Here is a 21,762-nt window from a genome sequence, read left to right as displayed (position 1 = left end):
GCGCCGCGGGCCGCGAGCGCCTACGATCGCATGCCATGCCCGCGCAGCCAGAAGATCTCGTCGTCGCGCGCCCCGAGGGCCTGTACTGCCCGCCGGGCGATTTCTACATCGACCCCTGGCGGCCGGTCGCGCGCGCCGTCATCACGCATGCGCATTCGGACCATGCGCGCACCGGCCACGGCCACTACCTCGCCCACACCGACAGCGCCGGCACCTTGCGCGCGCGCCTGGGAGCCGACATCGCGCTGCAGACGCTGCCCTACGGCGAGGCGATCGAGCACCATGGCGTGCGCGTGTCGCTGCATCCGGCCGGCCACGTGCTGGGCTCGGCGCAGGTGCGGCTCGAACACGGCGGCCGCGTGTGGGTGGCCTCGGGCGACTACAAGACCGAGCCCGACGGCACCTGCGCGCCCTTCGAGCCGGTGCCCTGCGACACCTTCATCACCGAGTCCACCTTCGGCCTGCCGATCTACCGCTGGCCCTCGCAGGCGCAGCTCATCGCGGAGATCGACGCCTGGTGGCGCGCCAATGCCGAGGCCGGCCGCGCCTCGGTGCTGTTCTGCTATGCCTTCGGCAAGGCGCAGCGCATCCTGCATGGGGTCGATGCCTCGATCGGGCCGATCGTCGTGCACGGCGCGGTCGAGCCGCTCAATGCCGTCTACCGCGCCGCGGGCGTGGCGCTGCCGGCCACCTTGCGCGTGACCGATCCCGGCGTCGACGCGGCACTGCTGAAGCGCGCGCTGGTGCTGGCGCCGCCCTCGGCGCAGGGCACGCCGTGGATGAAGCGCTTCGGCGCCTATGTCGATGCCTTCGCGAGCGGCTGGATGCAGCTGCGCGGCACGCGGCGCCGGCGCGGCGTCGACCGCGGCTTCGTGATGTCGGACCATGCGGACTGGCCCGGGCTGCAGCAGGCGATCGCGGGCACGGGCGCCGAGCGCGTGTTCGTCACCCATGGCAGCGTGCAGGTGATGGTGCGCTGGCTGTCGGAGAACGGCCTCGACGCGCAGGGCTTCAAGACCGAGTACGGCGACGAGGACGACCAGGAAGCGCCGCCGCCCGCGGGGGAGGCGGCGCCGGCATGAAGGACTTCGCCGCGCTCTACCGCGAGCTCGATGCCAGCACCTCGAGCCTCGCGAAGCAGGCCGCGCTGCAGCGCTACCTGCGCGCGGCCGATCCGGCCGATGCCGCCTGGGCCGTCTACTTCCTCGCGGGCGGCAAGCCGCGCCAGCTGGTGCCGACCAAGCTGCTGCGACTGCTCGCGCAGGAGGCCGCGGGCCTGCCCGAGTGGCTGTTCGACGAAAGCTACGAGGCCGTCGGCGACCTCGCCGAAACGATCGCGCTGCTGCTGCCGGCGCCGAGCGAAACGCACGAGCTCGGGCTCGCGGCCTGGGTCGAGCAGCATCTCCTGCCGCTGCGCGAGACCGCGAAGGCGGCGCCCGATGAACTGGCCGACCGGCTGCGCGCGCAGTGGCGCCGGCTCGCGGCCGAGGAGCGGCTGGTCTACTTCAAGCTCATCACCGGCGCCTTCCGCGTCGGCGTGTCGAAGCTGCAGGTCACGCAGGCACTCGCGGCCGTGGGCGGCATCGATGCCAAGCGCGTCGCGCAGCGGCTCATGGGCTACACCCACATCGGCGCGCGGCCGCGCGCCGCCGACTACGGCACGCTGATCGCGCCGGAGTCCGACGCCGAGCAGGTGCAGAAGACCAGCGGCCAGCCCTATCCCTTCTTCCTCGCGCATCCGTTCAACCAGCCGCTCGCGCAGTTCGACGCGGCGCTCGGCCCGCCCTCGGACTGGATCGTCGAGTGGAAGTGGGACGGCATCCGCGCGCAGCTCGTGAAGCGCGCGGGCGTGGCGTGGCTGTGGTCGCGCGGCGAGGAACTGGTGACCGAGCGCTTCCCCGAACTCGCGGCGCTCGGCGAGGCGCTGCCCGACGGCACGGTGGTCGACGGCGAGATCGCCGTGTGGCGCGACGGCCGGGTGCAGCCCTTCGCCGAGCTGCAGAAGCGCATCGGCCGCAAGACGCTGGGTGCGAAGCTGCTGCGCGAGATTCCGGTGGTGCTGCTGGCCTACGACCTGCTCGAGTGGGAGGGCCGCGACCTGCGCGCGCTGCCGCAGGCCGAACGCCGCGCGCTGCTCGACGAGCTGGTCGCGCGCCTTGCGCATCCGCTGCTGCTGCCGAGCCCGATGCTCGAGGGCGCCGACTGGGCCGATCTCGCGCGCCAGCGCGAGGCGGCGCGCAGCATGGGCGTCGAAGGGATGATGCTCAAGCGCCGCAGCGCGCAGTACGGCGTGGGCCGCACCAAGGACGTGGGCGTGTGGTGGAAGTGGAAGATCGATCCGCTGAGCATCGATGCGGTGCTGGTCTATGCGCAGCGCGGCCATGGCCGCCGCGCCAGCCTCTACAGCGACTACACCTTCGCCGTGTGGGACGGCCCGCCCGAACAGGCCGAGCGCAAGCTCGTGCCCTTCGCCAAGGCCTACTCGGGCCTCACCGATGCCGAGATGGCGCGTGTCGACGCGGTCATCCGCAGGACCACCATCGAGAGCTTCGGACCGGTGAAGAGCGTCAAGCCCACGCTGGTGTTCGAACTCGGCTTCGAAGGCATCGCGCGCAGCGCGCGCCACAAGAGCGGCATCGCGGTGCGCTTTCCGCGCATGCTGCGCTGGCGCGAGGACAAGCCGGTGCAGGAAGCCGACACGCTGCAGACGCTGGCCGCGCTGCTGCCGTCATGAGCAAGGCGGTCAAGGCGGCGCTCGACGCCTGGTTCGCCGCGCGCGGCTGGAAGCCCTTCAAGTTCCAGCGCGAGGTGTGGAAGGCCGTGGCGCAGGGTCGCTCTGGCCTGCTGCATGCGACCACCGGCGCGGGCAAGACCTATGCCGTGTGGCTCGGCGCGCTGCTGGCCCATGCGCAGGCCGCGCGGCCGCGCAAGGAGGGCGCGCGGCCGGCACCGGCACCGCCGCTCACCCTGCTGTGGCTCACGCCGATGCGCGCGCTCGCGGCCGACACCCTGCGCGCGCTCCAGCAGCCGCTGGAGGCGCTCGGCGCCGGGGTGCAGCCCTGGAGCGCGGGCGCGCGCAGCGGCGACACCTCCTCGGCCGAGCGCAGCGCGCAGAACACGCGCCTGCCCACGGTGCTGGTCACCACGCCCGAGAGCCTGTCGCTGCTGCTCGCGCGCGCCGATGCCAGCGAGGTGCTGGGCCAGGTGAGGATGGTGGTGGTCGACGAGTGGCACGAGCTGCTCGGCAACAAGCGCGGCGTGCAGGTGCAGCTCGCGCTCGCGCCGGCTTCGGCGCTGGAACGCGGGGCTCGCGGTCTGGGGCATGTCGGCCACGCTCGGCAACCTGAACGAAGCGATGCACGCGCTGCTGGGCCACGGCGACGGCGTGCTGGTGCAGGGCCAGGTGCCGAAGAAGCTGGTCATCGATTCGCTGCTGCCGGGTCGCGCCGAGCGCTTTCCCTGGGGCGGCCACCTGGGCCTCACGATGCTGCCGCAGGTGCTCGAGGAGATCGCGGCGAGCAGCACCACGCTGGTCTTCACCAACACGCGCTCGCAGTCGGAGATCTGGTATCAGGCGATGCTCGAGGCGCGGCCCGAATGGGCCGGCACCATCGCGCTGCACCACGGCTCGCTCGACCGCGAGGTGCGCGAATGGGTCGAGCTGGGCCTGAAGAGCGGCGAGCTCAAGGCCGTGGTCTGCACCTCGAGCCTGGACCTCGGCGTCGACTTCCTGCCGGTGGAGCGCGTGCTGCAGATCGGCTCGCCCAAGGGCGTGGCGCGGCTGCTGCAGCGCGCGGGCCGCTCGGGCCATGCGCCGGGCCGGCCCTCGCGCATCACGCTCGTGCCCACGCACAGCATCGAGATGGTCGAGGGCGCGGCGGCGCGCGCCGCCATCGCCGAGGGCCACATCGAGGCGCGCCATTCGCCCGACCAGCCGCTCGACGTGCTGGTGCAGCACCTCGTGACCGTGGCGCTCGGCGGCGGCTTCGTGCCCGACGATCTCTACGAGGAAGTGCGCGGCACGGCCGCCTACGCCGGGCTCACGCGCGAGAGCTGGGCCTGGTGCCTGGACTTCGTCGTGCAGGGCGGCGCCTCGCTCGCGGCCTATCCCGACTACAAGCGCGTGGTGCCCGATGCCGACGGCGTGTGGCGCGTGCCCGATGCGCGGCTCGCGCGGCGCCACCGCATGAACATCGGCACCATCGTGAGCGACGCGAGCATGTCGGTGCAGTACCTCGGCGGCGCGAGGATCGGCAGCGTGGAGGAGGGCTTCGTCGCGCGCATGAAGCCCGGCGACTGCTTCCTGTTCGGCGGCCGGCTGCTCGAGCTGGTGCGCATCCACGACATGACGGCCTGGGTGCGGCGCGCCAGCGGCCAGCGGCCCGCGGTGCCGCGCTGGAATGGCGGGCGCATGCCGCTGTCGAACACGCTGGCCGACGCGGTGGTGCAGCAGCTCGCGCTGGCCGACCAGGGCCGGTGGGAGTCGCCCGAGCTGCACTGCGTGCGGCCGCTGCTCGAGCTGCAGCAGCAGTGGTCGGCATTGCCCACGCCGCGAACGCTGCTGGCCGAGACGCTGAAGACGCGCGAGGGCTGGCACCTGTTCCTCTATCCGTTCGCGGGCCGCCACGTGCACCTGGGGCTCGCGAGCCTGCTGGCCTGGCGCGTGGCGCAGCACGAGGCGCGCACCTTCTCGATCGCGGTCAACGACTACGGCTTCGAGCTGCTGAGCGCGAGCGAGGTCGACTGGCCCGCGCGGCTGCCCGAGGTGCTCGGCATGCCGGCGGGCGACGCGGCACAGGCGCACGAGGCGCTGCTGCACGAGGTGCTGGCCTCGCTCAACGCGGGCGAGCTCGCGCAGCGGGCGCTTTCGCGAGATCGCGCGCGTGTCGGGGCTGATCTTCCAGGGCTATCCGGGCGAGAAGCGCAGCAGCCGGCAGTTGCAGGCCTCGTCCTCGCTGTTCTGGGAGGTGTTCCGCAAGTACGACCCCGACAACGCGCTGCTCGCGCAGGCCGAGCGCGAGCTGCTGTCGCAGGAGCTCGAGATCGGCCGCCTTGCCGCCAGCCTCGCGCGCATGGGCACGCAGCAGCTGGTGCTGCGCGCGCTCGAGCGGCCGACGCCGTTCTCGTTTCCGCTGATGGTCGAGCTGTTCCGCGAGAAGCTGTCGAACGAGAACGTGGCCGACCGCATCGCGCGCATGGTCGAGCAGCTCGAGAAGGCGGCCGGCGGGGCCGTGACCGCGGGCGGTGCCGAGCGGGTGCGCGGCTCGCTGGCCTTCGGGCAGGAGGGCGCCGCCCGGCCGCCGGCGCCGCGGCGCGAACGCCGGCGGCGGCCTTAGCGCTTCAGCCCGCGCCGTGGGCCCTGGCCCAGCGCACGATGTCGGCCGCGCCCATCGCGCCGGCCTGGCGCGCGACCTCGCGGCCGCCCTTGAACAGCGCCAGGGTCGGAATGCTGCGGATGTTGAAGCGCGCGGCCAGCGCGGGCACGGCCTCGGTGTCGACCTTGGCGACGCGCACGCGCGGTTCGAGCTGCGCCGCGGCCTGCTCGTAGGCCGGCGCCATCTGGCGGCAGGGGCCGCACCACGGGGCCCAGAAGTCGACCAGCACCGGGATCTCGTTGCGCGCGATGTGGCGGTCGAAGCTCGCCACGTCGGGCAGCGCGGCCGAGTGGGCGCCGAACAGCGGCTGGTGGCAGCTGCCGCAGTCGGGCGCGCTGGCCAGTTGCGCCTCGCGCACCCGGTTGGTGGTGTGGCAGTGCGGGCAGACGATGTGCAGCGTGGGCGATTCGGTCATCCGGCAAAGCTAGGGGCGGCGCGGGCGAATTGCAAGTCGGACGCGACCGCACGGCGCTTTTGCGACACTGGTCGGCGATGCGTTCCCTTTCCTCCTTTTCATCCTCTTCCGCCTCGACGCCGCTGCCGCTCCAATGGGCGGGCGAAGCGGTGCAGTTGCTGCCCGAGCGCGCGCTCTGGTGGCCGGCCGGGCAGGCGCTGTTCGTCGCCGACCTGCACCTGGGCAAGGCCGCCACCTTCCGCGCGCTGGGCCTGCCGGTGCCGGGCGGCACCACGCTCGAGAACCTCGCGCGGCTCGATCTGCTGATCGCGCGCCATGCGCCGCAGCGCCTGGTGTTCCTCGGCGACTTCCTGCATGCGGCGCCCGCGCGCGCGGTGCTGCCCGTGGTGCGGGAATGGCGCGAGCGGCATGCGGCGCTCGCGATGACGCTGGTGCGCGGCAACCACGACAGCCGCGCGGGCGATCCGCCGCCCGCGCTTCGCATCGAGGTGGTCGACGAACCCTGGCTGCTCGGCCCCTTCGCCTGCTGCCACCATCCGCAGACGCATCCCACGCACTTCGTGCTCGCGGGCCATCTGCACCCGGCGCGCCGGCTGCACGGGCCGGGGCGCGACAGCGTGCGGCTGCCGTGCTTCGTGCACGAGGAAGGGCAAGGGCAAGCACAAGGGCAAGGTCAGGCCGTGCTGCCCGCCTTCGGCGAGTTCACGGGCGGCTGGACGATGGAGTCGGCGCCGGGGCGGCGCTTCTATGCGGTGGGCGGATCGGCCGTGTGGGCGCTGCCCGCGGCCGAGTGAGCAAGCGGCTCAGAGCACCACGGGTTCGTCGGGCAGCTCGTTGCGGTCGGGCTCGTCGTCGCGCAGCGGGAAGTGCTCGACCAGCAGCGCCGACATCTCCTCGAGCGCCTGCGTGAGCCCGTCCTCGAAGCGGCCTTCGCGAAAGGCCGCGCCCATGCGCTGCGCCATCGCGCGCCAGTCGTCGTCGCTCACCCGTGCATCGATGCCGCGGTCGGCCACGATCTCGATCGCGTGCTCGGCCAGCAGAAGGTAGATCAGCACGCCGTTGTTGTGCTCGGTGTCCCACACGCGCAGCTTGCCGAACAGCGTGACCGCGCGCTGCCGTGCCGGCGCCTCGCGGCGCAGGTAGGACATCGGCAGGCCGGCCTCGATGCAGATGCGGATCTCGCCGCTGTGGCGCCGCTCGCTCGCGCCCACGCGCGCGGCCAGCCGCGCGAGCGCGTCGGCCGGCAGCACGCGGCGCACCGCGGCCTCGTCGATCCAGCGATGGCGCCACATGCGGCCGAGTTTGGAGAAGAGGGTTGCCATGCTCACCAGTCTCCCGAGGCGCCGCCGCCGCCGAAATTGCCGCCGCCGCCCGAGCTGAAGCCGCCGCCTCCGCCGCCACCGCGGCCACCCCCGCCGCCCCAGCCGCCACCCCCGCCGCCGCTCCAGCCACCGCCGCCGCCCCCGCTGCTCCAGCCGCCACCGCCGAAGCGCGCGAGGCCCGAGGCCAGCGAGACCACGAGCGCGACCATGCCCGCGAGCACCGCGATCACGAGGCTGGTGGTGAGGAAGAACGCGACCACGCCGATGCCGCCGCCCATGACCACCGAGCCCAGGGTCTTGCCGAGGATCGCGCGCACGATCGGCGCGCCGATGAAGACGCCGACGAACAGGAAGATCGCGAGGTTCTCCCAGTCGAAGCCCTGGCTGCCGCCATTGCCGCCGTCGCGCGCGGGCTCGGGCAGCGGCTCGCCGTCGACCAGGCCGATCAGCCGGTCGACCGCGGCGTTGATGCCGCCCGCGAAGTCGCCGTTGCGAAAGCGCGGCTTCATCTCCTCGTCGACGATGCGCGCCGCCGCGAGGTCGGGCACCGCGCCCTCGAGCGCCTTGGCGGGGGCGATGCGCATCCGGCGGTCGTCCTTGGCGACGATCACGAGCAGGCCGTCGCCCACGTCCTTGCGGCCGATCTTCCAGGCATCGCCCACGCGCTGCGTGTAGCTCTCGATGTCCTCGGGCTGCGTGGTCGGCACCATCAGCACCGCGATCTGCGAGCCCTTGCGCTGCTCGAAGGCCGCGAGCTTGGTCTCGAGGCCGGCGCGCTGCGCGGCGTCGAGCGTGCCGGTCTGGTCGATCACGCGCGCCGTGAGCGCGGGCACCGGCAGCGGCGCCTGCGCGAAGGCGGGCAGCGCGGCCCAGCCGAGCGCCACGGCGAGGAACGCGGCCAGCAGGCGGCGGAGGATCAGGGCTGCGGCCATCGGCGCAGCTTTGCCTTACTTCTTCGGCGCGCCGAAGTCGACCGTCGGCGGCACCGAGATCTGGGCTTCGTTCTGCACCGAGAAGTTGGGCTTGGGCGCGTAGCCGAAGACCTTGGCCGTGAGGTTGGTCGGGAAGCTGCGCGCGAGCACGTTGTACTCCTGCACGCTCTCGATGTAGCGGTTGCGCGCCACGGTGATGCGGTTCTCGGTGCCCTCGAGCGTCACGCGCAGGTCGCGGAACGCCTGGTTGGCCTTGAGGTCGGGGTAGCGCTCCGACACCACCATCAGCCGCGACAGCGCCGAGGAGAGCTCGCCCTGCGCCTGCTGGAACTTGTTGAAGGCTTCGGGGTTGTTGAGCGTCTCGGGCGTGACCTGGATCGAGGTGGCCTTGGCGCGCGCCTCGATCACCTTGGTCAGCGTGTCCTGCTCGAAGGCGGCTTCGCCCTTCACGGTGGCGACGATGTTGGGCACCAGGTCGGCGCGCCGCTGGTACTGGTTGAGCACCTCGCTCCAGGCCGACTTGCTGGCCTCGTCGAGCGACTGGAACTGGTTGTAGCCGCATCCGCTGAGGGACAGGACCGCCGCGAGGATCAGGAGCCAGCGCTTCATCATCATTTGCATTACCTCCACAGAATGGGGCCGAAGTTAGCATAGGTGCTCCTATGTCCCTCGATCCGCTCCAAGCCCTGCGCGGCGCGAACCGCCCGGCGGTGCCCGTCCCCGACGCCTCCGCCGCCTTCGGCACGCTGCTCATTGCCGGCGCCACCGGCGCGCTGGGGCAGGACCTGCTGCACCGGCTCGCGGGCAGCCACCGCCATGCGCATGTGCGCGTGCTCGTGAGCGAGCCCATGCACGACGGGCTGCCCGGCGTCGAGTCCTGCCTCTGCCCGCCGCTGCCCATCGAGCAGTGGCCGCCGACCTCGGCCCGGGCCGCGATCGTGGCCTTCGACGCGCCGCGCCTGTACCACGGCCGCGAGCGCGCGCTGTGGCTGCCCGACCCCGCGCAGCTGCCGGCGCTCGCGCGCTGGCTGCGCGCCTGCGGCGTGCAGACCCTCGTCATCGTGCAGCCGCACGACCAGGGCCGGCTGCCCGAGGCGCTCAAGCGCGGCCTCGCGAACCTCGACGAGCAGGCCGTGGTGGCCTGCGGCTTCGAGCGCCTGCTGATCCTGCGGTCGGCGCGCAAGCCGGCCGCGGCGCAGCGCGCGAGCCGTCCCGAGCGGCTGGCGGCCTGGATGCTCGGAACGCTGAGCTACATGGTGCCCAGCAGCGAGCAGCCGGTGCGGCCGTCGAAGCTGGCCGAGCTGGTCGACCTCGCGCTGCGCATCGCGCCGGCGGGCGTGCACATCGCGGCGCCCGAGGTGGTGTGGCGCGCGGCGCAACCCGGGGCGATGCAGGCGGTGGCGCGCGAGTGGCTCGGCGCGCCGGCCGAGGCTGCCTAGCCGCTCAGCCGCGCCACTGACGCAGCAGCTCCCGCGACTCCATCACCAGCCCGAGGTGCAGCGAGACCATCGCGAGCGCCGCGCTCTCGAGCCGCGTGTCGGTGCCGCGTACCAGGTCGCGCAGCACGATCACGCGGTAGTTGTGGTTGTTGGCGTCGAAGGCGGTGTTGAGCACGCAGCAGTCGGTGAAGCCGCCGTCGAGCACGACGGTCTCGATGCGCTGGTTGCGCAGCAGGAAGTCGAGGTCGGTGGGATAGAAGGCCGAGAGGCGCCGCTTGCTGTCCACGCGCAGGTCGCCGGGTTCCACGCGCGTGACCCACTCGGTCCACTTCGAGCCCTCGAGGGCATGCGCGTCGGCATTCGGGATCTCGCCCACGTGCAGCGGGAAGGTGCGCCGCCAGGCGGCCGGAATGCCGCGCAGGTCGTCGCTGCCGTCGGGCCGCAGCACCGACTTCACGTGCACGATGCGCACGCCGAGCGCGCGCGCTTCGTCGTGGAAGCCGTCGATCGGCGCCACCACCTCGCGCGCGCGCGGCGCCGGGCACGGGCAGGCGGGATCGTCGTCGAGGTGGCCGCGGTGCATGTCGATCGAGACCACCGCGGTGGTCCTCGGATCGAGGTAGTCGGCGAAGTTCGCCGCGTCGAGCTCGCGCGGCTCGTCGTAGACCCAGGCCTTCAGCGTCATCTTCTTTCCTCCCGCACATAGGCCTGGCCGAGGGCGCCGGGCTCCTCGTCGGCGCCGCGCCGCGACAGCGCCACCCAGACCATCACGCCGAGCGTCACCGCGTAGGGCGTCATCATCACGAAGTACTGCGGCAGCCGAACGCCGGCCGCGGCCAGCTGCGGGATCAGCGCCTCGATGCAGCCGAACAGCAGCGCGCCCACCAGCGCCTTCCACGGCGACCAGCGCGCGAAGATCACCAGGCCCACCGCGATCCAGCCGCGCCCGCCGGTCATGCCCGCGATCCACAGCTTGGTGCTGACCACCGAGATGTAGGCGCCCGCAAGGCCCACCAGCGCCGAGCCCGCGAGCACCGCCGCGAAGCGCCAGGCCGGCACGCGGATGCCGGCCGCGTCGGCCGCCTGCGGGTTCTCGCCCACGGCACGCAGCCGCAGGCCGGTGGCGGTGCGCGCGAAGAACCAGGCCACCGCGCCGAACAGCGGCAGCGTGAGCCACACCATCGCGTTCTGCTCGAACAGCCGGCCCACGCCCGGCAGCAGCGACAGCGGCCACAGCCCCATCGCGCCGATGCCCTCGGTGGCATGGTTGGTCCAGCCGGCCAGGCTGCCGACCAGCGCCGTGAGCCCCTGGCAGAAGAACACCAGCGCCAACCCCGCGATCACCTGGTTCACGCGCAGCCAGATCACCATGACCGCGAACAGCACCGACACCGTGGCCGCCGCCAGCATCGCGAGCGCCAGCGACACCGCGGGCTGGCCGATCGCGATCTGCGCACCGATGCCGGCCAGCGCGCCCACCAGCATCAGCCCCTCGGCGCCGAGCGAGAGCACGCCCGCGCGCTCGCTGAGGATCAGGCCGAGGGCGGCCAGCGCATAGGGCACCGCGAAGTCGGGCGTGCTCGCGAGCCAGTTGAGGATCACGCCGCCGTTCATGGCGCGGCCTCCGTGCCGACGCGGCGCAGCCGGTGGCGGATGAAGAAGTCGCTCGAGGCGACGCACACCACGATGATGGCCTGGATCAGCTGCACCATCGAGAACGGCACCTGGTAGAACACCTGCAGGCTGCGCCCGGTGACGAACAGCGCCGCCACCAGCAGCGCCACCACCGTGGCCGCGAGCGGGTTGTTGCGCGCGAGGAAGGCGATCAGGATGCCCGAGAAGCCGTAGCCCTGGTAGAAGGCCTGCGTCGAGCCGGCCCTCCTGGCCCGCGGCGACCGCGAAGCCCGCGAGCCCGGCCATCGCGCCCGACAGCAGCACCGCGCCGTAGATCGTGCTCCGCACCGGCACGCCGTTGGCATGCGCCACGCGCGGGTTGGCATCGACGAAGCGCAGGTACAGGCCCGCGCGGCTCACGCCCACCAGCCACCAGGCCAGCAGCGCGACGATGCCCGCGAGCAGGATCGCGCTGCCGATGCCGGCCCCGAGCTCAGGCAGCCGCTCGAAGACGCGGAACTGCGGCGAGTAGGGGAAGCTGTCCTTCGGATCCTTCCAGGCACCGTAGACCAGGTGCAGCAGGAAGTTGGCCGCCATGTAGTTGAGCATCAGGGTCGAGATGATCTCGTTCACGCCCAGCCTGAGCTTGAGCCAGGCGGGCCCGAGCACCCACAGCAGGCCGCAGCCGATGGCGGCCGCGAACATCAGCGGCAGGCGCAGCGGCTCGGGGCCGAGCTGCCAGATCGAGACGGCGGTCGCGCCGATGGCGCCCCAGATCATCTGGCCCTCGAGCCCGAGGTTCCAGAAGCGCGCGCGAAAGGCCAGCGAGCCCGCGAGGCCGACCAGGATCATCGGCGCGGCCTGGAACAGCACGGCGCGGAAGTTCTGGCCGTCGAGGAAGGTCTGGGTCACGAACTCGTTGGCGAGCTCGTCGGCCGGCACGCCCGCGGTCACGAGGATCGCGGCCGAGATCGCGAAGCCCGCGGCCAGCGCGGCCGCGAGGATCAGCGCCTGCCAGCGCCAGGCCATGTGCTGGCGGATCTCGAGCGCGTAGCGGCGGCGTGCCAGCGGCTGCGCGCGATGCGGTGCCGCGCCGCGCGCGGTGTCGGGGGCGAGCGTGGCCTCAGCCATGGTCCACCATCGCCTGTCCGATGGCCTGGCGGTCGGCCGGCTGCGCGAACTCGCCCGCGATGCGCCCGCGCGTCATCACACCCACGCGGTCGGCCAGCTGCAGCACCTCGTCGAGGTCCTCGCTGATCAGCAGCACCGCGGCGCCGCCATCGCGCGCGGCGCGCAGCCGCGCATGCACCTCGGCGCTGGCGCGCACATCGAGCCCGCGGCTTGGGCTGTGCGCGAGCACCAGGGTGGGCGACTTGCCGAACTCGCGCGCCAGCACCAGCTTCTGCGCGTTGCCGCCCGACAGCAGCGCGGCCTTCTGCGCCACCGAGCGCACGCCCTGCACGTCGAAGGCGCGCACCGCCTCCTGCGTGTCGGCCTGGATGCGGCCGCGCCGCAGCCGCCACACCGGGCCGTAGCGGCCCGTGTGCACGCGGCCGATGGCGTAGTTCTCGGCCACCGACAGGCCGCCCGCGAGCGCGAGCCCGTAGCGGTCGGCCGGGATCGCCGCGATGCCGAGCGCGCGCCGCGCCGAAGCGGCCATCGTCTTGAGGTCGCCCTGGCCCTCGAGCCGGATCTCGCCGTCGACGGCTTCGCCCGGCAGGCCGAGGATCGCGCCGGCCAGCTCGCCCTGGCCGTTGCCGCCGACGCCGGCCAGGCCGTAGATCTCGCCCGCGTGCAGCACGAGGTCGACGCCGTCGAGCACGCGGCGTCCCTCGGGCGAGGCGGGGGTGCGCAGGCCGCGCACCGACAGGCGCACCGCGCCGCGTGCCGAGGGCGCGGGCCGGAAAGCCGAGGCCGCGACCGCTTCGCCCACCGTGAGCTTCACGAGCTCGGCGACCGATGCATCCTGCGGGCGCAGCGTGGCGACGGTACGGCCGCCGCGCATCACGGTCACGCGGTCGGCATAGGTCTTCACGTCGGCCATCTTGTGCGTGACCAGCACCACCGCGGCGCCGCCGCGCGCGAGCCCCTGCACGGTCTGCAGCAGCCGCGCGGCCTCCTGGTCGGTCAGCACGGCGGTGGGCTCGTCGAGGATCAGGATGCGCGCGCCCGCGAGCAGCACCTTGAGGATCTCCACGCGCTGCTGCTCGGCGATCGAGAGCGTGTCGACGCGGCGCATCGGGTCGATGTCGAAGCCCAGCGCCGAGGCCTTGTTGCGGATGTCGCGCGCGATGTCGCGCAGCCGCTCGCCATGGCTTCGGAACTCGGCCGAAGGCGGCGCGGTCAGCAGGATGTTCTGCGCCACGGTGAAGGGCCGCACCAGCTTGAAATGCTGGTGGACCATGCCGATGCGCTGGCGCGCCGCATCGCGCGGGCCGGCGAAGCGCACCGCGTTGTCGTCGACCAGCAGCTGGCCCGCCTCGGGCGCATAGAGGCCGGCCGCGATGTTCATCAGCGAGGACTTGCCCGCGCCGTTCTCGCCGAGCAGCGCATGCACCTCGCCCCAGCGCGCGGCGAAGTGCGCGTCGGTCAGTGCCGCGAAGCCGTCGAAGGATTTGCGGATGCCGGTGAGTTCGAGCGCGTTGGGCATGAGAGCGGAATTCCTCGCGGCTACTTCTGCGTGACCACGCCCTTGACGAACCAGTCCATCTTCCAGAGGTCGGCGTCGGACAGCACGGCGCCCTTGGCCACGCGCTCCTTGCCGTCGCGGTCGGCCAGCGGGCCGGCGTAGATCTGCTTGCCCTTCATGAGCGCGTCGCGCTCGGCCGTGATCAGCGCGGCCTTGTCCTTGGGCACGGCCGGGCCGAAGCCCGCGATGTCGGTGCCGCCGTCCTTCATCGAAATGAAGGCGCCGTACTCGGCGGGCTTCCAGTTGCCGGCCATGATCTTCTTGAGCTCGGGCGTCAGGAAGCGGTCCCACACCCAGACCGAGGAGCACAGCGTGGCCTTGGGCGCGAACTGGCGCAGGTCGCGGTGGTGGCCGGTGCCGTAGACGCCGCGCTCCTGCGCGACGATCTGCGGCGTGGGGCTGTCGACGTGCTGGCCGATCACGTCGGCGCCCTGGTCGATCAGCGCGGCGGCGGCGGCGCGTTCCTTCACGGGGTCGTTCCACGCGCCGGTGTAGATCACGTTGACGGTGGCGTTGGGGTTCATCTTCTGCGCGCCGAGCGCGAAGGCGTTGATGGTCCAGTTCACCACGCCGAAGGGATCGGCCGCGACGAAGCCGAGCTTGCCGCTCCTGGAAGCCGCGCCCGCGGCCATCCCGCACAGGTACTGGCTCTCGTAGGTGCGGCCGTAGAAGGATTCGAGATTGCGGCCGTTGGTGGTGCCCGAGCCGTTGAGGAAGGCGACGTCGGGGTACTTGGCGGCCAGGTCCTTGAAGCTGTCGGAATAGCCGAAGGCCGTGCCGATGACGATGTTGGCGCCGCGCTGGATGAACTTCTCGGCCGCGGGCTTGATGGCCGAGGCGTCCTCGGGCACGTTCTCGACGAACTGGATCTTCTGGCCGAGTTCCTTCTCGATCTTCACGCGCGCCTCGTCGAAGGCCTGGGTCCAGCCGCCGTCGTTCTTGGGGCCGAAGTAGAGCATCGCGATCTTGGGCTTGTCCTTGAGCGTGAAGCCGTCGGCGGCGACCGCGGGCAGCGCCGCGAGGGACGCTGCGCCCGCCGCGAAGGTCAGGGCGAGACAGGAGACGGGAGTGCGCGGCATGGAGCAACCTTTCGAGAGAGGCATGGCGGAAGGGGCCGGAAGAAGAAGGAGAAGGAGCAGGCGCGAGGAGGCCGCAGGCGCGTCACAGCATGAAGTTGATGCGGAACACGTTGCCCTCGGGATCGAGCAGCACCGACTGGTACCAGTCGTAGTAGGTGCGATAGGGCGCCTTGACCAGCGTGGCGCCGGCCTCGAGCGCGATCGGCACCATCCGGTCGACCTCGTCCTGGCTGTCGACGTCGATGTTGAGAAGGAACTTCACGCCGCGCGTGTCGGAGAACTCGGCGAGCTGCAGCAGTTCGTAGGCATCGAGCGCGTTGAAGCCCAGGCTCGACTTGCCGGTGTCGAGGCCGCGGAAGATCGGCGAGCGGATCGCCTCGATCTCGGGGAAGCCGAACACGCGCTGGTAGAAGCCGCTGAGCGCGACCACGTCCTTCGCGAAGACGTTGACGTAGGACAGGTGGGCCATGTTCTCTACGCCGTCACCTTGGTGCCGCCGAAGGTCGTCTGCTTGACGAACTTCGAGGTCAGGTGGTCGCCCGAGGAGATCGGCGCGTACTTCGGCTGTTCGCCGGGCGCGAGGCAGCTCGGCAGGCACTCGACCATCGCGTCGTAGTTGGGCTGGTGGAAGAACACCAGCGACTGCCGGCGGTTGGTGCTCGCCACCTCGAAGGGCGGGTTGATCACGCGGTGCAGCGTCGACACCCACTGGTCGTTGGTCCACTGCATCATCAGGTCGGCGATGTTGACGACCAGGCCGCCCTCGACCTGCGGCACGTCGACCCACTGGCCGGCCTTGTTGAACACCTGCAGGCCCTTGTCGTCGGGCAGCACGATCGTGAGGCTGCCGTAGTCGCTGTGCGCGCCCGCGCGCAGCTGGCCCGGCAGCGGCTGCTCGCGCTGCGGCGGATAGCTCAGCACGCGGAACATGCTGATGTGGCGGTCGATCTTGTCGTCGAAGAAGCGCTCGGGCAGCGCGAGGCCGAGCGCGAACACGCGCATCAGCGAACGCGAGAGATCGCTCATCGCCTCGAAGTAGCCCTCGTAGGCTTCGCGGAAGCCCTCGATCGGCGGCCAGCTGTTGGGCTCGAAGTGCGGGCCTGCGGCGGGACCGCGGTGGTAGTCGTCGTCGGGCACGTTCGAGGGGCCGATCGAGAACGACTCCTTGAGGTCGCCCGGTGCCGCTTCCTCGAGGCTGTACGAGAGGCCTTCCTCGCCGACCGCGCTGTAGCCGCGCACCGCGTCCTCGCGCGGGCGGTCGACCTTGCGCTTGTCGGCCAGGGGCAGCTCGAAGAAGCGCCGCGACAGCGAGGCCACGCGTTCGATCAGCTCGGGTGCGATGCCGTGGTTGGTGATCACGAGGAAGCCGATGCTGCGGCAGGCTTCGTCGACTTTGTGCGCGACCTGGGCCTTGCCTTCGGCGGTGCCGGCGAAGTACGGCGCGAGATCGATGATGGGAACGGACAGCAGGGTCATGGCGAATGGCTCCATGGGCTTGGCATGCCTTTCGCCATGCAACGTCTGTGCCAGTTGGACCAAATGGACAAATCGCTTTCGTCGCGTCAGCATGGTGCGCCGTGGGGCCTGGTCAACACCGGCGCGGCGCGGTGCGATGCATCGCGGCCTTACAGTGGTGCGCGTTCCGAAACCATGACCGACGACGATCGACGAACAGAGAAAGAGCGAGGGAAGATGCCGAAGACCAAGGCGCTGGCCGCGGCCAGCCACAGCGAGAAGCCGAGCCGCAAGCCCGCCGTGCGCAGCGCGTCGGCGGTGAACCGGCGGCTGCGCCAGATCGAGAACAAGCGCAGCGCGATCCTGGGCGCGGCGCTCGGGCTGTTCTCGCGCTTCGGGCTGCACGGCACTTCGATCGACCAGGTGGCCGCGCGCGCCGACGTGTCGAAGAGCAACCTGCTCTACTACTTCGCGAACAAGGAGGAGCTCTACGTCAACGTGCTGCGCGACCTGCTCGCGCTGTGGCTCGAGCCGCTGCGCGGCTTCAGCGCCGAGCAGGATCCGCGCGAGGCGATCGGCGACTACATCCGGCGCAAGCTCGTGATCTCGCGCGACCGGCCCGATGCCTCGCGCCTGTTCTGCCTCGAGATGATCCAGGGCGCGCCGCTGCTGCGCGACGAACTCGATCGCGAGCTGCGCACGCTGGTGGAGAAGAAATCCGAAGTGATCCGCGCCTGGGTCGAGGCCGGCAAGCTCGCGCCGGTCGATCCGCCGCACCTGATTTTCGCGCTGTGGGCGATCACGCAGCACTACGCCGACTTCGGCGTGCAGGTGCAGGCGCTGTCGGGTCACACGCTCGACGACGAGGGCTTCTTCGAGCGCACGGTGGAGAACGTGCAGCGCATCGTGCTGCAGGGCATCGAGCCGCGTTGAGGCAGCGGCTTCAGTGCGGCGGCGCCGCGATCTCGTGATAGCGCCGGTCGAAGTAGATCAGTCCCTGCGCCGCGCCGCCGATGGCGATGGCCACGGCTTCGCAGAACAGCACGTCGTGCGTGCCCGCGCTGGTGGCGTGCATCACGCGGCAGTCGAAGGAGACGGCCGCGTCCTCGAGCATCGGCGAGCCGGTGGCATCGCGGCGCCAGCGGCCGGCGGCGAAGCGCTCGTCCATCGGCGTGCGGCCGCCGAACAGCGCTGACAGCGACTGGTGGCCCGCGGCCAGCACGTTCACGCACAGCACGCCGTTGGCCTTGAAGGCCGGGTACACCGAGGCCGAGCGGTTGAGGCACACGAGCAGGGTCGGCGGCTCGTCGGTCACGCTGCAGACGGCCGAGGCCGTGAAGCCGGCGCGGCCCGCGGGACCGTCGGTGGTGATGATGTTGACGGCCGCGCCCAGTCGCGCCATCGCGTTGCGATAGTCGCTTTTCTGCAGGCCGCACGGCAACCCGGCGGGCGTCGGAATGGAGGCCATGGCGTGTTGCATGCCGGGTGCTTTCAGGCCAGCACGCAGGCCTCGTCGAAGCCCAGGCGCGGCAGGCGCCCGAACAGCTTCGACGCGTCGCCGTGGCCGAGGTTGATGAGGAAGTTGACGGTCCAGTCGCTGCCCTCGAAGAAGGCGGCGTCGACCTTGGCCTTGTCGAAGCCCGACATCGGGCCCGCGTCGAGCCCGAGCGCGCGCGCCGCCAGCAGCAGGTAGCCGGCCTGCAGGCTGGCATTGCGGAAGGCCGTCTCGTGCGCGGCCTCGGGGCTGCCGGTGAACCAGCTGCGCGCGTCGGCATGCGGGAACAGCGTGGGCAGCCGGTCGTAGAACCTGCGGTCCCAGGCGGCGATGACGGTGACGGGCGCGCTCATCGTTTTCTCGAGGTTGCCCTTGGACAGCGCGGGCGCGAGCCGGGCCTTGCCCTTGGGCGTGCGCACGAACACGAAGCGCGCGGGCGAGCAGTTGGCCGAGGTCGGGCCGAGGCTGGCGAGCGCGTGCAGCTGGCGCAGCTGAGCGTCGGACACCGGTTCGTCGGTCCAGCCGTTGTGGCTGCGCGCGGCGGTGAAAAGCAGCGCGAGCGCCGCGTCGTCGAGCGAAGAGGAAGTGGTCATGCGATGGCGGCGGGTGCGGCGACCCGCGAGAGGAAATCGAGCAGTCCGCGGTTGAAGGCCTCGGCTTCGGTCACGCTGTGGGCATGGCCGCCGTGCGCGACGAAGTCGAGCGTGACGTCGCGCAGGCCGTCGGCGAGATGCTGCGAGCAGGTCCAGGGCACGAGCACGTCGTCCTTGGCGGCCGCGATCAGCACGGGCGCGGCGATCTCGCCGAGGCGCGCGGCCACGTCGAAGGCGCGCAGCGCGCCGATGCGCGCGCGCATGTTGGCCTCGCCCGGAAAGTGCGCGAAGGCATGGTCGACCTCGTCGGCCACGCGCTGCGCATGCTCGGCGGCCCAGGCCGCGGGGTACAGGAAGATCGGCTGCGCCTCGACATAGGCGCGCGCGCCGCAGGCGCCGAGCAACGCGAGCCGCGCATCGAAGCAGCGCGCCGAATGCGGATTGGGGCGGGCCCACGCGTTGACGAGCACCAGGCTCGCGATGCGCGCGGGTGCGTCGAGCGCGAGCTGCAGGCCCACGAGGCCGCCGAGCGCGTGGCCCGCGAAGTGGCACTGCGCGGTGTGCGTGGCATCGAGGATCTCGAGCACGTCGCGCGCCATGTCGGCGATGGCGTAGGCCTCGGGCAGCGCGGCGGGGCTGCGGCCGGTGCCGCGCTGGTCGTAGACGATGACGCGGTGGCCGGCCGCGACCAGCGCGCCGAGCTGCGGCTGCCAGAAACCGGCCGAGCCGCCGAGGCCCGACGACAGCAGCACGGTGGCCGCGGCATCGGACGGGCCATGCACCTCGTAGTGCAGGGTGCTCATCGAACTCAGGCCTGTTGGCCCACGTGCGCGATCGAGGCGATCTCGATCAGCGCGTCGGGCTTCACCAGGCCGCACTGGATGCAGAAGCGCGCCGGCTTGGTGCCCGGGAAGAACTCGGCATAGACCGCGTTGATCTTCGCGTAGTCGGCCCAGTCCTTGATCATGATCTGGTTGAAGGTCACGTCGTCCATGGTGCCGCCCGCGGCCTCGACCACGCCCTGGATGGTGGCGAGCACATGGCGCGCCTGCGCGGCGGCGTCGCCGACATGGACCACGTTGTTGTCCTTGTCGAAGGGCAGCGTGCCCGAGACGTAGAGCACGCCGTCGGCGAGCGTGCCGGGCACGTAGGGGGCGAGCGGCACGCCGGTGCCGGGCGGGATGATGGCTTGCTTGGGCATGGAAAGACTCCTGGAGAAAAGAGGATCAGGCGGTGGCCGTTTCGGCCCGGGCGGGTTGCGACAGCGCGGCCGGTGCGAAGCTGCGGCAGAAGTGGTCGACCGAGGAGACCCAGCCGAAGAAGGTCTCGACGTTGTAGACCGAGGCCTGCTGGATCGCGGGCCCGCCGAGCTCGTGCGTGGCGTCCTCGAGCATCACGGCGAAGTACTCGAGGTGGAAGGCGTCGCGCAGCGTGGACTCCACGCAGACGTTGGTCGCGATGCCGGTGAACACGAGGTGGCGGATGCCGCGCGAGCGCAGCGTGCTGTCGAGCGTGCTGTTGAAGAAGCCGCTGTAGCGCGTCTTGGGCACGACGATGTCGCCGGGCCGCGGCTTCATCTCGTCGATGAGCTCGTAGTCCCAGCCGCCCTTGGCGAGGAAGCGTCCCTGCAGCTCGGGCCGCGCGCGCATGGTCTTGAGGGCGTTCGACTTGTGCCAGTTGGGCGAGCCGGGGCCGCCGGCCTCGACATAGCCGGCGTCCCAGCCGTTCTGCAGGAACACCACCAGCATGCCGGCCGCGCGCGCCGCGGCGATGGCGCGCACGATGCCGGCGATGGTGCCCTGCGCGCCCGAGATGTCGAAGCCGGCCGAATCGACGTAGCCGCCGAGCGAGGCATAGGCGTTCTGCATGTCGACCACGACAAGCGCGGTGTCGCTCGCATGCAGCGCGAGCGGCTCGGGGCGCGCGGGCAGGATCAGCGGGGCGGGCGCGCCCGCGGCGCGCGGCGCGCCGACGGGCGTGGTCGAGGTGAGGGTGGCGTTGCGGGCCGGTGCGTTCATGGCGTGCTCCGGTTCAGGCCGCGAGGCGTTCGGGTTCGGCGCGCGAGGGCACCGGGCTCGCCACGTGCGCGCGGCTCTTCATCAGCGGCTGGATGCGCTCGCCGAAGGCCTCGACGCCCGCGAGGAAGTCGTCGAAGGTCAGCAGCACGCCCTCGGTGCCGGGCACCTCGGCCACCTCGTCGAGCAGGCGCGCCACGGTCTCGTAGGAGCCCACGAGCGTGCCCATGTTGATGTTCACGGCCGAGGTCGGGTCGGCCATCTGGCGCACGTTGGTGTCGGCGCCCGATCTGGTGTCGGCCGCGCCCTGCGCGCCGAGCCAGGCGATGGCCTCGCTGTCGGCGCCGGCCTTGTAGTGCTCCCACTTGGCGCGCGCGGCCTCGTCGGTCGCGTCGGCGATCACCATCATCAGCACGTAGCTGGTGACGTGGCGGCCCGTGGCCGCGCTGGCCTCGATCAGCTTCTCGGCCGCGGGCGCGAAGGCGCGCGGCGTGTTCACGCCCTTGCCGAAGCAGAAGTTGTAGTCGGCGTACCTGGCCGAGAACGCCATGCCGGCGTCGCTCTGGCCGGCGCAGATCACCTTCATGTCGGCCTGCGGGCGCGGGCTCAGGCGGCAGTCGTCCATCTGGAAGTGCGCGCCCTTGAAGTCGCAGCGGCCCGTGCCCCAGAGGTCGCGCAGCACCTGGATGTATTCGGACAGGTATTCGTAGCGCGTGCCGAAGAACTGGTCGCCGGGCCACATGCCCATCTGCGAGTACTCGGGGCGCTGCCAGCCGGTGACGAGGTTGAGACCGAAGCGGCCGTTGGAGATCGAGTCGATGGTCGAGGCCATGCGCGCGACGATGGCCGGCGGCATGACCAGCGAGGCGGCGGTGGCGAACAGCTTGATCTTGGTGGTGACGGCCGCGAGCCCGGCCATGAGCGTGAAGGACTCGAGGTTGTGGTCCCAGAACTCCGTCTTGCCGCCGAAGCCGCGCAGCTTGATCATCGACAGCGCGAAGTCGAGGCCGTAGTGCTCGGCCTTCAGCGTGATCGCCTTGTTGAGCTCGAAGCTGGGCTTGTACTGCGGGGCGTTCTCGGACAGCAGCCAGCCGTTGTTGCCGATGGGGATGAAGATGCCGACGTTCATGGAAGGGCTCCGGTTGCGGGATGGCGAGGCTCCTTGCATGCGGCGTGCCAGTCGAAAAAATCCTTGTGAATCAACGGCTTGATGATTTTCATGGCCGTTGTTTTGTCCAAATGGTCCAAAGTGGAGCGATCGATCGCCCGAGGCTGCGGCGGCACGGTGCGCGCCGTGCCAAAGCAGTGCAGCGCCCGCGTCATGCACGGCGCGGCAGAA

General features: G+C 71.5%; 22 protein-coding genes and 2 pseudogenes. 6 read left to right on the top strand and 18 right to left on the bottom strand.

Features of this window, described 5'->3' with window-relative positions:
• Window positions 1-35: 35 nt before the first annotated feature.
• The 3 genes and pseudogenes from ACHMXE_RS40695 to ACHMXE_RS40685 all read left to right on the top strand — a co-directional run bounded on the left by ACHMXE_RS40695 (window position 36) and on the right by ACHMXE_RS40685 (window position 5,336).
• The gene (locus tag ACHMXE_RS40695) at window positions 36-1,082 is read left to right on the top strand and encodes a ligase-associated DNA damage response exonuclease (RefSeq protein WP_395349223.1); all 1,047 of its coding nucleotides are present in this window, start codon (window positions 36-38) and stop codon (window positions 1,080-1,082) included.
• Window positions 1,079-2,734 carry an ATP-dependent DNA ligase gene (locus tag ACHMXE_RS40690; RefSeq protein ID WP_395349222.1) on the top strand — a complete coding sequence of 552 codons (1,656 nt, stop codon included), beginning with the start codon at window positions 1,079-1,081 and terminating at the stop codon, window positions 2,732-2,734. The genes ACHMXE_RS40695 and ACHMXE_RS40690 overlap by 4 nt, the downstream gene beginning before the upstream one ends.
• Window positions 2,731-5,336, top strand: a pseudogene (locus tag ACHMXE_RS40685) (ligase-associated DNA damage response DEXH box helicase). The gene ACHMXE_RS40690 and the pseudogene ACHMXE_RS40685 overlap by 4 nt, the downstream one beginning before the upstream one ends.
• 4 nt (window positions 5,337-5,340) lie before the next feature.
• Here ACHMXE_RS40685 and trxC read toward each other — a convergent pair.
• Window positions 5,341-5,790, bottom strand: a complete 450-nt coding sequence (trxC, locus tag ACHMXE_RS40680; protein ID WP_203203965.1) for a thioredoxin TrxC — start codon at window positions 5,788-5,790, stop codon at window positions 5,341-5,343.
• 77 nt (window positions 5,791-5,867) lie between these two features.
• On the opposite strand from trxC, the gene pdeM reads away from it, so the two are divergent.
• Window positions 5,868-6,584, top strand: coding sequence for a ligase-associated DNA damage response endonuclease PdeM (gene pdeM, locus ACHMXE_RS40675; protein WP_395349221.1), 717 nt, complete (start codon window positions 5,868-5,870; stop codon window positions 6,582-6,584).
• A gap of 9 nt (window positions 6,585-6,593) precedes the next feature.
• On the opposite strand, the gene ACHMXE_RS40670 is transcribed toward pdeM, so the two are convergent.
• The 3 genes from ACHMXE_RS40670 to ACHMXE_RS40660 are packed head-to-tail and all read right to left on the bottom strand — an operon-like array spanning window position 6,594 to window position 8,659.
• Window positions 6,594-7,112, bottom strand: a complete 519-nt coding sequence (locus ACHMXE_RS40670) for a TPM domain-containing protein (RefSeq protein WP_172705455.1) — start codon at window positions 7,110-7,112, stop codon at window positions 6,594-6,596.
• Window positions 7,113-7,114: 2 nt separating this feature from the next.
• On the bottom strand, window positions 7,115-8,044 hold the full coding sequence (locus ACHMXE_RS40665; RefSeq protein WP_395349220.1) for a TPM domain-containing protein: 930 nt from the start codon (window positions 8,042-8,044) through the stop codon (window positions 7,115-7,117).
• Window positions 8,045-8,059: 15 nt separating this feature from the next.
• The gene (locus ACHMXE_RS40660) at window positions 8,060-8,659 is read right to left on the bottom strand and encodes a LemA family protein (protein ID WP_395349219.1); all 600 of its coding nucleotides are present in this window, start codon (window positions 8,657-8,659) and stop codon (window positions 8,060-8,062) included.
• Window positions 8,660-8,706: 47 nt separating this feature from the next.
• On the opposite strand from ACHMXE_RS40660, the gene ACHMXE_RS40655 reads away from it, so the two are divergent.
• The gene (locus tag ACHMXE_RS40655) at window positions 8,707-9,483 is read left to right on the top strand and encodes a hypothetical protein (protein ID WP_395349218.1); all 777 of its coding nucleotides are present in this window, start codon (window positions 8,707-8,709) and stop codon (window positions 9,481-9,483) included.
• A 4-nt stretch (window positions 9,484-9,487) separates the two neighbouring features.
• On the opposite strand, the gene ACHMXE_RS40650 is transcribed toward ACHMXE_RS40655, so the two are convergent.
• From ACHMXE_RS40650 to ACHMXE_RS40620, 7 genes and pseudogenes are all read right to left on the bottom strand, one after another.
• Window positions 9,488-10,162 (bottom strand): cysteine hydrolase family protein, encoded by a 675-nt coding sequence (locus tag ACHMXE_RS40650; RefSeq protein WP_203206056.1) that lies wholly within the window; start codon window positions 10,160-10,162, stop codon window positions 9,488-9,490.
• A 2-nt stretch (window positions 10,163-10,164) separates the two neighbouring features.
• Window positions 10,165-11,097: an ABC transporter permease gene (locus tag ACHMXE_RS40645; protein WP_093350352.1), complete on the bottom strand. Its 933-nt coding sequence runs from the start codon at window positions 11,095-11,097 to the stop codon at window positions 10,165-10,167.
• Window positions 11,098-11,418: 321 nt separating this feature from the next.
• Window positions 11,419-11,949: pseudogene (locus tag ACHMXE_RS40640) on the bottom strand (ABC transporter permease); the annotation flags it as partial.
• Window positions 11,950-12,220: 271 nt separating this feature from the next.
• The gene (locus ACHMXE_RS40635) at window positions 12,221-13,747 is read right to left on the bottom strand and encodes an ABC transporter ATP-binding protein (RefSeq protein ID WP_395349217.1); all 1,527 of its coding nucleotides are present in this window, start codon (window positions 13,745-13,747) and stop codon (window positions 12,221-12,223) included.
• 20 nt (window positions 13,748-13,767) lie between these two features.
• On the bottom strand, window positions 13,768-14,865 hold the full coding sequence (locus ACHMXE_RS40630) for a BMP family ABC transporter substrate-binding protein (protein ID WP_395349216.1): 1,098 nt from the start codon (window positions 14,863-14,865) through the stop codon (window positions 13,768-13,770).
• An 82-nt stretch (window positions 14,866-14,947) separates the two neighbouring features.
• Window positions 14,948-15,334, bottom strand: coding sequence for a VOC family protein (locus tag ACHMXE_RS40625; protein WP_093350364.1), 387 nt, complete (start codon window positions 15,332-15,334; stop codon window positions 14,948-14,950).
• A gap of 5 nt (window positions 15,335-15,339) precedes the next feature.
• Window positions 15,340-16,341 carry an isopenicillin N synthase family dioxygenase gene (locus tag ACHMXE_RS40620; RefSeq protein WP_395349215.1) on the bottom strand — a complete coding sequence of 334 codons (1,002 nt, stop codon included), beginning with the start codon at window positions 16,339-16,341 and terminating at the stop codon, window positions 15,340-15,342.
• A 216-nt stretch (window positions 16,342-16,557) separates the two neighbouring features.
• Between ACHMXE_RS40620 and rutR the strand changes: the two genes are divergently transcribed.
• A complete protein-coding gene (rutR, locus tag ACHMXE_RS40615; RefSeq protein ID WP_203203974.1) occupies window positions 16,558-17,253 on the top strand; it encodes an HTH-type transcriptional regulator RutR in 696 nt (231 codons plus the stop codon).
• Between the two features lie 10 nt (window positions 17,254-17,263).
• On the opposite strand, the gene rutF is transcribed toward rutR, so the two are convergent.
• From rutF to ACHMXE_RS40580, 7 genes are read right to left on the bottom strand one after another with little or no spacing between them, the layout of a single operon-like run.
• Window positions 17,264-17,788: an NADH-dependent FMN reductase RutF gene (rutF, locus tag ACHMXE_RS40610; RefSeq protein ID WP_395349213.1), complete on the bottom strand. Its 525-nt coding sequence runs from the start codon at window positions 17,786-17,788 to the stop codon at window positions 17,264-17,266.
• 23 nt (window positions 17,789-17,811) lie between these two features.
• On the bottom strand, window positions 17,812-18,408 hold the full coding sequence (locus ACHMXE_RS40605) for a malonic semialdehyde reductase (RefSeq protein WP_395349211.1): 597 nt from the start codon (window positions 18,406-18,408) through the stop codon (window positions 17,812-17,814).
• A complete protein-coding gene (gene rutD / locus ACHMXE_RS40600; RefSeq protein ID WP_395349209.1) occupies window positions 18,405-19,211 on the bottom strand; it encodes a pyrimidine utilization protein D in 807 nt (268 codons plus the stop codon). Before rutD ends, ACHMXE_RS40605 begins: the two co-directional genes overlap by 4 nt.
• A 5-nt stretch (window positions 19,212-19,216) precedes the next feature.
• Window positions 19,217-19,609 (bottom strand): pyrimidine utilization protein C, encoded by a 393-nt coding sequence (gene rutC, locus ACHMXE_RS40595; RefSeq protein WP_395349207.1) that lies wholly within the window; start codon window positions 19,607-19,609, stop codon window positions 19,217-19,219.
• A 25-nt stretch (window positions 19,610-19,634) separates the two neighbouring features.
• Window positions 19,635-20,426, bottom strand: a complete 792-nt coding sequence (gene rutB, locus ACHMXE_RS40590) for a pyrimidine utilization protein B (protein WP_395349205.1) — start codon at window positions 20,424-20,426, stop codon at window positions 19,635-19,637.
• A 13-nt stretch (window positions 20,427-20,439) separates the two neighbouring features.
• The gene (gene rutA / locus ACHMXE_RS40585) at window positions 20,440-21,552 is read right to left on the bottom strand and encodes a pyrimidine utilization protein A (RefSeq protein WP_203203979.1); all 1,113 of its coding nucleotides are present in this window, start codon (window positions 21,550-21,552) and stop codon (window positions 20,440-20,442) included.
• The gene (locus ACHMXE_RS40580; RefSeq protein ID WP_395349203.1) at window positions 21,549-21,746 is read right to left on the bottom strand and encodes a hypothetical protein; all 198 of its coding nucleotides are present in this window, start codon (window positions 21,744-21,746) and stop codon (window positions 21,549-21,551) included. Before ACHMXE_RS40580 ends, rutA begins: the two co-directional genes overlap by 4 nt.
• Window positions 21,747-21,762: the final 16 nt, after the last annotated feature.

The organism is Variovorax sp. UC122_21, assembly GCF_044056785.1.
Classification (GTDB): Bacteria; Pseudomonadota; Gammaproteobacteria; order Burkholderiales; family Burkholderiaceae_C; genus Variovorax.
This window is presented reverse-complemented; position numbering and strand designations above follow the sequence as displayed.